General features: G+C 63.8%; 10 protein-coding genes. 8 read left to right on the top strand and 2 right to left on the bottom strand.

Annotated elements, in window-relative coordinates:
* The first annotated feature begins 403 nt into the window (after positions 1 to 403).
* Positions 404 to 739, top strand: coding sequence for a TusE/DsrC/DsvC family sulfur relay protein (locus tag KEC16_RS19280; RefSeq protein ID WP_211551998.1), 336 nt, complete (start codon positions 404 to 406; stop codon positions 737 to 739).
* Between the two features lie 115 nt (positions 740 to 854).
* Here the strand turns inward: KEC16_RS19280 and KEC16_RS19275 are convergent, their stop codons facing one another.
* Entirely contained in the window at positions 855 to 2,453 is a 1,599-nt protein-coding gene (locus KEC16_RS19275) for an FAD-binding oxidoreductase (RefSeq protein WP_211551996.1), read from the bottom strand.
* Between the two features lie 123 nt (positions 2,454 to 2,576).
* Positions 2,577 to 3,680 (bottom strand): DUF445 domain-containing protein, encoded by a 1,104-nt coding sequence (locus KEC16_RS19270; protein ID WP_211551994.1) that lies wholly within the window; start codon positions 3,678 to 3,680, stop codon positions 2,577 to 2,579.
* A 52-nt stretch (positions 3,681 to 3,732) separates the two neighbouring features.
* On the opposite strand from KEC16_RS19270, the gene KEC16_RS19265 reads away from it, so the two are divergent.
* The 7 genes from KEC16_RS19265 to KEC16_RS19235 all read left to right on the top strand — a co-directional run bounded on the left by KEC16_RS19265 (position 3,733) and on the right by KEC16_RS19235 (position 11,550).
* Complete coding sequence (locus tag KEC16_RS19265) at positions 3,733 to 4,890, top strand: GNAT family N-acetyltransferase (protein WP_211551992.1); 1,158 nt, start codon at positions 3,733 to 3,735, stop codon at positions 4,888 to 4,890.
* Positions 4,891 to 4,967: 77 nt separating this feature from the next.
* Entirely contained in the window at positions 4,968 to 5,591 is a 624-nt protein-coding gene (locus KEC16_RS19260) for a response regulator (protein ID WP_211551990.1), read from the top strand.
* Between the two features lie 137 nt (positions 5,592 to 5,728).
* A complete protein-coding gene (locus tag KEC16_RS19255; protein ID WP_211551989.1) occupies positions 5,729 to 6,220 on the top strand; it encodes a hypothetical protein in 492 nt (163 codons plus the stop codon).
* A gap of 95 nt (positions 6,221 to 6,315) precedes the next feature.
* Positions 6,316 to 6,687 (top strand): response regulator transcription factor, encoded by a 372-nt coding sequence (locus tag KEC16_RS19250; RefSeq protein ID WP_211551988.1) that lies wholly within the window; start codon positions 6,316 to 6,318, stop codon positions 6,685 to 6,687.
* A gap of 18 nt (positions 6,688 to 6,705) precedes the next feature.
* A complete protein-coding gene (locus KEC16_RS19245; protein ID WP_211551987.1) occupies positions 6,706 to 8,571 on the top strand; it encodes a 3'-5' exonuclease in 1,866 nt (621 codons plus the stop codon).
* Positions 8,568 to 8,798, top strand: a complete 231-nt coding sequence (locus KEC16_RS19240; RefSeq protein WP_211551986.1) for a hypothetical protein — start codon at positions 8,568 to 8,570, stop codon at positions 8,796 to 8,798. The genes KEC16_RS19245 and KEC16_RS19240 overlap by 4 nt, the downstream gene beginning before the upstream one ends.
* Before the next feature lies 1 nt (position 8,799).
* Positions 8,800 to 11,550, top strand: coding sequence for an ATP-binding protein (locus tag KEC16_RS19235; protein WP_211551985.1), 2,751 nt, complete (start codon positions 8,800 to 8,802; stop codon positions 11,548 to 11,550).
* The last annotated feature ends 77 nt before the right edge of the window (positions 11,551 to 11,627 follow it).

The following is an 11,627-nucleotide window of genomic DNA, read 5'->3' as shown; positions in this document are numbered from 1 at the left end:
ATTCCTGAACCTGTCATCAGAGTCGTCCTCAAGCAAAGTTAACACCTTTGCTCTCCACTCTTTCCGGGCAAGTCCAAACTTGCAAACGTCCAAGCCGCCCGGTTTCAACAAAGACGCGTTTTTCTCCTCGGTCATGCCCCAGAGCTTCGCCATCCTGCTTTTGCCGCGATCGCACGATCGATAATAAGACCGGGTCCGAAACGAGGGGTGATTTCGGACCCGGTCAACCCGGCACGTTCGGCATGAGCGTCATTGGGTATGGATAATCATCTCCATTCCGCCATTACTGCTCTTTGACTTCCGTCAACAACAACGACCAAAATAACCACATAAAAACCATGATTTTTGGCAAATCAATCGGCTTGACCATCGTCAATCACGATTCTCTAATGGATTCCGCACAATGAGCGAACGCCATCACGGAACCACCGCCATGCCTTCCATCGACGCCGAAGGGTACCTGATTGATCCCGCCGACTGGACCGAGGATTTCGCCCACGCCGCGGCCAAGGCCGAGGGGATCGCGCTGACCGAAGAACACTGGCAGGCCATCCGCTTCATGCGGCAATGGCAGGACGAACACCAAATTACCCCCGATGTCCGCCATGTGATGAAGCACCTGACGCAAGCCCTGGGGGCGGACCGCAACCGCCTGTTCGCACTCTTCCCCTATGGCTATGTCCAGCAGGCGTGCAAAATCGCCGGCATGAAGCGGCCGCGCGCCTGGAGCACGGGCTGAATTAGAGCATTTTCACGCGAAGCGTGGACATGCGATAAGCCGGAGCGGCGCCGGAGCGGCCCGTCACGGGCCACTTTTGAAATCGAGACCAGTTTCCGCTTTAGCTGAAACTGGTCTAACGCAATTCGGCCGGGGCGCGGAAGCTGAAATGAAGCGGAGCCGCGCCGACCGCTTGGCGGGCACGGCTTAGGCGCTGGCGGAGTTCATCGGGCAGATGCTCCTCGCCGCCGAGGGCGCGGGCGATTTCCACCAACGACGGAACCCCCTTTTCGCCGCCGGTGATCACGGCGCCGCCATTTTGGGCGGCCCGCACCAAATCGCGGATCAGGCCGCGCTTGCCGTCCAGCACGGCCTGTCGCAACGATTCAAGCTGCGCATCGCGGCCAAGATCGGCGAAGATGCTGACCCGATGATGCGGGTCGATACCATGCGGCGACAAATGGCCATAGGCGGACAATTCCACCTCAAGCCCCTCGCCCGCCTGTTCGGCGATGGCGCGCACCAAGGCACGGTAATCGGCGTAAGCGGTCAGAATGGCGGCGATGGCGCCGGAATCGGCGGGAGCCGAGATATTGACGTCGGTCGAGGTGCTCCACGGCTTCATCCGTCCCTCGGGGGTGACGCGGGCCTTGGTGCGGGCCATGTCCGGGGCGCCCTCGCGGATGGCGCGGAAGATTTCCATCTCGGCCCCCGAGGAAAAGCCGACGCCGAATTCGATCATCACCCCGCCGATGGTTTCCGTTTCCGGGTCCATCAGACTGAACAAAACGTCGTCCACCGATTGCTCTGACCAACCGGTAATGCAGGCCAGCATGTCGGCATTGGCGTATTCGCAGCTTTGCAGCAAGCCCTGCGCCTTGCTGCGCGCCGGGTCCTGGGCATGCTTGATGAAGGCGTCCAACGAATCACGGCTGACCATTTCGACGCCATTAAGCACGGTGTCACCATTGCCCAGCCGGCCACCGGAACAGCCGGGCAGGTTAACCCGCGTCCATGGCTCCAGATAGGCCAGCAGCCCGGCCACCGCATCGACGTCGGTGCCCTGGACCGGCAGCACCAAGCCGAATTCGGCCGGCGGCACCTCGTAGAAGCGGAACACCGCCGAGACCACCATGCCGGTCCATCCCTGCATGCCCTCGATCGAATCAAGCTCGGCGCCGGTCAACAATCGCGGCGCCCCGCCATCGGCAACCACCACCGCCTCCAGGGTGGAACTGGGACGCATGCGCAACGGCCCCATCGCCCCGGTGGCGACAACGCCGCCGACATAAGCGGAACCGACGCTGGTCAGATCCACCAGCACCCGGGCGGAACCGCCCACATGGTCGGCCAAGGCGGCATTGACCTGGGTAAAGGTCAGACCGGCGCCAACGGCGATGGTGCCGGCCTCGCGGCGAATGCAAATCTGATCGGTCTTCAAATTCTCGGGGGCGGTATCGGCATCGACCAGGTGCGGGCTGACCGTTCCCTTGGGACGAATCGCCACCACCCCGGCGAAGCCGCCGACGGCGTCGGATTTGTACTCGAAGGAACCGATCGCGCTGGTCAGGCCGCCCGTGGGCATGACCGCGTAATTGCCCGCAACCGCCTGAGCCACCGCGTCGGCGATGTCGTCGGTTTGCAGGAGCATGGCCTCCAGCGGTTTTCCGCCGTCGTCCCGAAGCTGGGCGCGGGTAAGGCTGGCGAAATCGATGACAACGGGTTCGATGGTCATGGTCCCGGGATTGAATACGGCTTGCCGGCAACGGAGGCGCGGACAATAGCACCATCATGGCGGCGGAAGAAGCCATTCTATGCGCCGTTTCAGCAACAGCGGCCATGCTTGCGCCGCAACCTGCTACCCCAACAGGTGGGACAGACCGTAAAGCGCCAATCCGACCAGACCGCCGACCAAGGTGCCATTGACCCGAATATATTGCAGGTCGCGCCCCACTTGCCCCTCCAGCTTGGCCACCAAGGTGGCGCTATCCCACCGCTCCACCACCTCGGCGATGAAATCGCCGATTTCCCGGCGGCTGGGCACCAAGACCCGTTCGGTCAGATGAATAAGGCGGCGATCCAGCCGGGCACGCCCCCCCGGATCGGCGGCCAGCCGCCGCCCCCACGTGACAATGGCTTCGGCCAAGGGCGGGGTCAGATGCGGTTCCGACAACAGGTCGGCCAGCATGGTATCGCGCATGGCGGCCAGTTTGGCGGCCAAGGCCGGATCATCGCGCAAGCGCTCGGCCAGCCGTTCCAGCCAGCCGGTGAACCCCAGCCGCCAGGGATGATCGGCCCGGCGCAGATCATCCAGGCCGGCGGCCAGGGCGGCGGTCAACTTGTCGGCCAACTTGCGGTCGATCCAGCCCGGCACCCACCGGCCGGAACCGTCCGAAACCTTGGCCAGCACAAAAGCATTGTCCCGCACCAAGGCATTTTGCACGGCGTCAAGCACACGATCGAAAACCCGTTGATGGCCATGCTGGCGCATCACCAGCAACAAGGCCTGGGCCAAGGGCGGCCCCGGTCGGATCAGCCCCAGCACGGCGGCGCGGGTATCGGCATCCTCCATCACCCGCGCCAGCCGGCGGGCCAGGGTGTGGGCAATGGCCGGCTGCGCCAGCGTGTCGGCGATCCAGCCGGCGGGGGATCCTTGGCGCAGCCGCGCCACCACCAGATCGGGAGCAAGGAAATTGTCGCGGACAAATTCGCCCAAGGCCTTGCCCAGACGTTTTTGGTTGGCCGGGATCAGGGCCGTGTGGGGAATGGGCAGCCCCAAGGGCCGACGAAACAAGGCGGTGACGGCGAACCAATCGGCGATGCCCCCAACCAAGGCCGCCTCGGCAAAGGCTTTCAACGGCGCAATCTGATAATACCAAGCCACGGCGAACAGGGCCGCCATGGCCAGCAACAAGCCGCCGGCCAGTAAATGCAGGCTCCGATCCTTGGATTTTCCGCTCATGGCCGCCATGTCATGCTGTGATGCCGCAATTGCCCAAAGGAAAAACGCCCCGATGACCGACACCGTACAGGCTGAAATCGTCGGTTCCGTCGATGACGTCGCCGCCGCCGACTGGAACGCCTGTGCCGGAGCCGGCAACCCATTCGTCCGCCATGGCTTCCTGGCGGCGCTGGAACGTTCGCGTTCCGTCGCCGGTGAAACCGGCTGGCTGCCACGCCACATGGTCTTACGCGACGCAGATGGCGAAATCGTGGCGGTGGCCCCCCTATACGTCAAAAGCCATTCTTATGGCGAATACGTGTTCGATTGGGGCTGGGCCGAAGCCTATGCCAGAGCCGGCGGCCGTTACTACCCAAAACTGCAATGCGCCGTTCCTTTCACCCCGGTCACCGGCCCGCGCCTGCTGTCACGCCACGATCGCCCCGCTCATCGGCTGGCCCTGGCCCAAGGCATGGTGTCGCTGGCGGAAAGATCAAAGCTGTCATCGGTGCACATCACCTTTCCCACCGAGGCCGAGGCCGACCTGCTGGAAACCGCCGGCTTCATCCGCCGGCTGGGATGCCAATATCATTGGGACAATCCGGGATATGGCGATTTCGACGATTTCCTCGGCGCCCTGGCCTCACGCAAGCGCAAACAGGTGCGCAAAGAGCGCGAGACGGTGGCGGCGCAGGGATTGACCATCACCACCCTGGTCGGCGCCGACGTCAAGGCCCGGCACTGGGACGCCTTTCACCGCTTCTACGAGGCGACGGTGGACCGCAAATGGGGCCAGGCCTATCTAAGCCGTGAATTCTTCGACCTGCTGTCGGTTTCCGAAGTGGCCGATTCGGTGGTGCTGGTGTGGGTGGAACAAGACGGCCACCCCTTGGCGGCGGCTTTCAACATGCTGGGCGGCGACACCTTGTACGGCCGGACCTGGGGAATGGCGCCGGCGGGCGATCTGCCGTGCCTGCATTTCGAAGCCTGCTATTACCGCGCCCTGGATTTCGCCATCAGCCACAAGATCAAACGGGTGGAAGCCGGGGCTCAGGGCGAACACAAGGTCGCACGCGGCTACATGCCCAGCGCCACCCATTCCGCCCATTGGATCGCCGATCCGTCGCTGCGGCGGGCCGTGGATAAATTCGTCACCCACGAACGCGCCTTGCTGCACGAAGACATGACCGAGCAGACGGCCGCCGGACCATTTCGGCAAAGCCAGAAATAGCCCCCCTTGTCAGCGCCGCCGGCAATGCCCAACTGGAATAAATCGCCATCAATTCAGCGGTCCAAGGAGAGCCCGCCATGGCCTATGTGCTTGCCCCACAGCTCGCTTTCGGCGCCGATTTCAGTCGCTGCCGCCCGCTGGTCTTCGACCCCTATCTGAGCAACCGCCGTCTGCTGCGCGACATCTTGAGCGATTTGGGCTGCGATGGCGTGCTTGATTGCGGCCGCACCCGCGACGCGATCACCAATATCGAAAGCGAACAGCCCAATATCTTGTTTCTCGACTGGTCCGATCAGGTCGATGCCGTGGATTTCCTGCGACATCTGCGGGCCAACGGCAACCCGCACCGTTTTCTGCCGGTGGTGGTGATGACCGCCTATTCCGGCCTGACCCACATCGCCGCCGCCCGCGATGCCGGCGCCAATGAATTCATGCTGCGGCCCTGGTCGCAACACGTGGTCGCCAGCCGCCTGCGCTCGATCGTCGAGCACCCGCGTCTGTTCATTCAAGGCGGCGGTTTTTTTGGTCCCGACCGTCGCCGCCGCCGCCTGGATTTCCAGGAAACCGAACGCCGCCGCCACGAAAACTGGCGCAGCGCCGACCGCCGCGATCCCGTCGGCGCCGTCTGGGACGGGCCTGAACGCCGTCAGGGGCGCCCTGGGTTTGAACCGCTTGAACGACGAGATGCCCCACGGGTCTGAAACCGATATGGGGTGTCGCCTTCCTCCGCCCGCGCCGAGATCTGCCGTCATCTCCCTTGGCGCGGCGGAGGAGGGTGAGTTTCCTTGATCTTGCAGGGATGCTAACATCGCCGCCGACGCAATCGGGGAGCGCATGCATGGCCGAGGGGCCAAGTCCTGAACAACAGGCAGATTATCTGGTCCGCAAGCTGGAGCAGACCATTCGCGACAACCGCACGGTTAAGGGCATGTCGTTCCGCACCTGGCAAACCATCGCCCGCGAGGAGATCGTCAACACCCTGCGTTCCGCCGAACGCCGCCATATGCGCCATGACCGCACCATCAACCGGGTCATGCTGGTCGGGGCCGGTTCCTTGGTCAGCATCGGCTTTTGGGGAGCGGTGGTGGCGGTCGACCGCACCTATGGCGGCTGGGCGGCGCTGGTTTCGGTTCTGGCCGGGGCAGCGCTATTCTTTGTCGCCGCCGATTGGGGCATCAAACGGGCCAGCGCCGGTTGGGACAAACGCAAGCGTGTCGAACGGCTGGCCAATATTGAAGACCTGGATCGCCGCATCAAACGCATGGAAGAAGCCTTGCGCAAAAAAGAAGGCCGGCTAAAAGAGAAAATGGAAGAAGTCGGATTGCTGTAATCCGCTTTAGGCACCATGTGCAAACCCGGATGGGCATGATACGCTCAGCCATCAAACCTTCCTTCAGAGAAGGTCCGTACAGAGGAGGCAGGCCCATGGCGCGATCCGTCCTGGTCGTCGATGACGAACCCAACATCGTCTTGTCGCTGGAATTCCTGCTCAAGCAGGTGGGCTATGACGTCCATGTCGCCCGCGACGGCGAGGCCGCGCTCGAGGCCATCGCCGCGCACAAGCCCGGTCTGGTCCTGCTGGACGTGATGATGCCCAAACGCGACGGCTATGACGTCTGCCAGACGGTGCGCGCCAATCCCGCCTGGAACGACATCCGCATCATCATGCTGACCGCCAAGGGACGCGAGGTCGAGCGCGAGAAGGGCTTGGCCCTGGGCGCCGACGAATACGTGACCAAGCCCTTTTCCACCCGCGACGTGGTGGAGAAGGTGCGGTCATTCCTGGGTAATCCCTGACCAGCCAAGGAGGGCGCCATGACCGAGCGCAAGCGGGTCACCCTCTTGATCGGCGCCACCGCGCTTTCGGTGGTGCTGGTCGCCTTGGCCTCGCGGTTGCCGGCACCGGCGCCGCTGGTGGCCGGAATCGGTGTGCTTCCCCTCGCCCTGCTGCTGATGCTGTGGCGCCGCTGTGCCCCCCGCCGCCAGACCGCTGGCGGCGAAACCGCCATCCCCGCCCCACCGCCCCGCCCCATCCCCGCCGAACCGGTGCGCGACTGGCTTTTGGCCACCTTGGCGGAACTGGCCGACGCGACCATCGTCTGCGACCTTGTCACCCATCGCATCGCCGCCGCCAATGCCGCCGCCGCCACCTTGTTCGGGCGCACCGCCTTAACCATCGGCAGCGAGATCACCCTGTTGCTGCCCAGTGAACCGCTGTTGCGCGCCCTGGACGGTTTGGCCCCCGGCGGATCCGCCGCCTTGGTCTGCGCCGATGCCGACGGCACGCGTCTGTTACGCGGCAAGATCCGCGTCCATGCCGGTTTTTACCTCTTGAGTCTGGTGGCGGAAGAAGCCGAGCCCAGCGGGGCGTTGCGGGATCTGGCCTTGCGTCGCGCCGCGATCCGCGACCTGCGCCGACCGCTGGCCAATCTGCGGGCGGCGGCGGAAACCATCGCCGCCTTTCCCCACATGACCCCGCCCGAACGCGCCGCCTTTGACGAGGTGATCGCCGAGGAATGCACCACCCTCTCCGCCGCCGTCGAGCGGCTGGAAAGCCATGTGACCGCCCATTTGCCGGCGGCCGCCAACAGCGATCTGCATTCCCAGGACCTGTTCAACTGTCTGGCCCGCTCTTTGGCCGGCGAGCGCATCACCTTGAATATGGTCGGGATTCCGTTGTGGCTGCACGGTGACAGCCGCGCCTTGCTGGACAGCTTCACCGCCCTGGTCCGCCATCTGGTTCATGGTAGCGGCCAGCGGGAATTCGATTTCGAAGCGTTGCTGGCCGACCGCCGCGTCTATGTCGATCTGGCCTGGAACGGCCCGGCCATCCCCGCCGCCATGGTCGATCTGTGGCTGGACCAGCCGGCCGGCGCCGGCGGCGACAGCTTGCGCGACCTGCTGGACCGTCATGAATCGGAGCCGTGGAGCCAAAAAGGCAGCAATCCCCTGGCGGTGCTTCGCATCCCCTTGCCGCCGCCGACCCGACCGCAATTTGCCGCCACCGACCGGCCGCGCCAGCCGCGCCCCGAGGTGCATGACCTTGGACTGATGCAGCGTCACCTCAATGCCGGAGCCCAAGCCAACGACAAACTGTCGACGCTGCCCTTTATCGCCTTCGATTGCGAAACCACCGGCCTGCGACCTGACCAGGGTGACCGGCTGGTGCAGATTGGCGCCGTGCGCATCGCCCAGGGCCGGGTGCTGTCGGGGGAAAGCTTCGAACGCCTGATCGATCCCGGCTGCCCGATTCCACCGCAATCGCGGCTCTATCACGGCATCGACGACGACATGGTCAAAGGCAAGCCGCCGCTGCGGGTGGTTTTGCCGCAATTCGCCAGCTTTGCCGCCAATGCCGTGCTGGTTGGCCACAATGTCGCCTTCGATCTGAAATTTATGGACGCGGCCCAAGGCGAAGCCGGCATCGCCCTGCGCCAGCCGGTGCTCGATACCATGATCCTGGCCGCGCTTTTGGACCCCGGTTACGATTTGTCGCTGGCGGCGGTGGCCGAACGCTTGGGCATTCCCCCCCTGCCCCATCGCTCGGCCTTGTCCGACGCCCTGATCACCGCCGAGATTTTGGCCCGCCTGCTGCCGCGGCTTGAAGCCAAAGGCCTGCACACTTTGGGACAAGCCTGTCAGGCCAGCCTGGATTGGTTGGGCCAAGGCCAGCGGCCATGAGCCCGCCACGGCTGCGCCTGACCCGGCCGGCGGGAAAGCGTGAACGTCTGATCGCCGCTTTTTTATTGGGACTGGCGCTGTTCTCGCCACCGCTGCTTAACGTCGCGTCTCGCGATGTGCTGGTCGGCGGCATCCCGTTCTTGGTGCTCTGGCTGTTCGGCGGTTGGCTGGCGCTGATCGTCATCATGGCCCTGGTGGTGGAACGCAAGACCGACAACGGAGAATGACATGGTTTCCGGCTCTGTCGTCGTCGCCATTTCCATCGCCTATCTGCTGGTTTTGTTCGCCATCGCCTGGATCGGCGACCGCCGCGCCGCCCAGGGCCGTTCGCTGATCGCCAATCCCACCACCTACGCCCTGTCCATCGCCGTCTTTTGTACCTCGTGGACTTTTTTCGGCAGCGTCGGCCGCGCCGCCTCTGGCGGATTGGCGTTCTTGCCCATCTATCTGGGGCCGACCTTGGTGGTCGCCCTCTCCGGGGTGGTGGTGGCCAAGATGGTTCATATCGGCCGCACCCACCGCATTACCTCGATCGCCGATTTCATTTCCGCCCGTTACGGCAAAAGCCCGGTGCTGGGCGGCGTCGTCACCGTCATCGCCGTGCTTGGCGTCATGCCCTATATTTCGTTGCAGCTCAAGGCGGTATCGACCACCCTGACCGCCTTGCTGGACTGGCCCCATGTCAGCGCCCCGATCTCGACCATTCCGATCCTGGGCGATACCGTGTTGCTGGTGGCGCTGTTTCTCGCCGCCTTCGCCATCTTGTTCGGCACCCGCCACATCGACGCCTCCGAGCATCACGAGGGCATGGTCCTGGCCATCGCCTTTGAATCCGTGGTCAAGCTGATCGCCTTTTTGGCGGTGGGCATCTTCGTCACTTACGGTCTTTTCGACGGCTTCGCCGATATTTTCGTCAAGGCTGCCGACAATCCCGATTTGCGCCAGCTCTTCACCATCAGCGGCGGCGGTTACGGCGATTGGGTGGCGCTGGTCATCTTGTCCATGCTGGCCTTCACCTGCCTGCCCCGGCAATTTCAGGTCACCGTGGTCGAAAACGTCGACCGCCGTCATGTGGACAAGGCGGTGTGGCTGTTTCCGCTATACCTGCTGGCCATCAACATTTTCGTCCTGCCCATCGCCCTGGCCGGGCGCATGGTTTTCGCCGGCCAAGATATTTCGCCCGATCTTTATGTGTTGGCCTTGCCGCTGACCAACGGCGCCACCGGGCTGGCGGTCCTGGTCTTCCTGGGCGGGCTGTCGGCCGCGGCCAGCATGGTCATCGTCGAGACCATCGCCTTGTCCACCATGGTCTGCAACGATCTGGTCATGCCCTTGCTGCTGCGGTTGCGCTGGCTGGGGCTGGCGCAGCGGGCCGATCTCTCCGGGCTGCTGCTGGCCATCCGCCGCGGCACCATCGCCGCCGTCGTCTTGCTGGGCTACGCTTATGTCCGGCTGATCGGCGAATCCTATGCCTTGGCCACCATCGGTCTGGTCAGTTTCTGTGCCGCCGCCCAGTTCGCCCCGGCTTTGATCGGCGGCATCTTGTGGAAAGGCGCGACGGAAAAAGGGGCATTGGCCGGGCTGTTGGCCGGCTTTGCCGTGTGGATCTATACCTTGCTGTTGCCCAGTTTCGCCCGTTCCGGTTGGCTGCCGGCGGAATTCGCCGAACAGGGGCTGGCCGGCATCGAATTGCTCAAGCCTTACGCCCTGTTCGGCCTGTCGGGACTGGAGCCGGTCACCCATGCGCTGATCTGGAGCATGTTGGCCAATGTCGGCGCCTATGTCTCGGTATCGTTGCTGACCGGGCACACCGCCATGGAGCGGATCCAAGCGTCCTTGTTCGTCGATGCCCTGCGCCCCAGCGGGCCGCATCAGGGCCGCTCGCGCTTTTGGCGCGGCACCGCCGCCATCAGCGAGCTCAAGGCGTTATGCGTGCGCTTCGTCGGCCCCGACAACGCCGAGCGAGCCTTTAGCCGATGGGCGCGACGGCGCGGTATTGATCTGGACAGCCTGACCGAGGCCGATTCCGAATTGGTCGACATGGCCGAAACCCTGCTGGCCGGGGCCATCGGCGCCGCCTCGGCGCGGGTGATGGTCGCCTCGGTCTCCAAGGGCGAGATCGTCGGTCTGGACGAGGTGATGGAAATTCTGGACGAGGCCAGTCAGGTCATCGCCTATTCCCAACGCCTGGAAGCGGCCACCGCTGAACTGAAAGCGGCCAACGGGCGGCTGCAGGAACTGGATCGGATGAAGGACGACTTCATCTCCACCGTCACCCACGAATTGCGCACGCCGCTGACCTCGATCCGGTCGTTCTCGGAAATCTTGTTCGACAACCCACATCTGGACGAAAGCCAGCGCCAGGAATTCCTGGCCATCGTCATCAAGGAAAGCGAACGGCTGACCCGGCTGATCAATCAGGTTCTCGACATCGCCAAGATGGAATCCGGCCGCATGACCTGGGCCTTAAGCGATTGCGATCCGCGCCAATTGATCGAAGATTGCATCGCCGCCACCCAATCTTTGTTCGAAGAACGCAATGTCGGCCTGCAAACCGATCTGGCCCCCGATTTGCCGCCCTTGCGCACCGATGCCGACAAATTCATGCAGGTGGTCATCAACCTGCTGTCCAATGCGGTGAAATTCGTCGAACCCGCTCAAGGCCAGGTGCGCCTGACCTTGCAGGCCCAGAACGACGGCATCCGCGTCACCGTCGCCGATAACGGTCCCGGCATCCCCAGCAACGCCTTAGAGGCGGTGTTCGACAAATTCCATCAAGTCGGCGACACCTTGACCAATAAGCCCAAGGGCACGGGGCTGGGGCTGGCCATATCGAAAACCATCGTCGAGCATCTGGGCGGCCGCATCTGGGTGGACAGCCGCGCAGGACAGGGCGCGGCCTTCAGCTTTGACCTGCCTCAGCAGCCGCCCATGGCCGCGATTCCTCAATCCTTGCACGGCGACCAGCGAACGCAATAATGGACTTGCCCGGAAAGCGTGGAGAGCAAAGGTGTTAACTTTGCTTGAGGACGACTCTGATGACAGGTTCAGGAATG

It is taken from the genome of Magnetospirillum sulfuroxidans (genome assembly GCF_018224925.1).
Taxonomy (GTDB): domain Bacteria; phylum Pseudomonadota; class Alphaproteobacteria; order Rhodospirillales; family Magnetospirillaceae; genus Magnetospirillum; species Magnetospirillum sulfuroxidans.
Note: the sequence above shows the minus strand (reverse complement) of the source record. Positions and strands in the feature narration are given on the sequence as shown.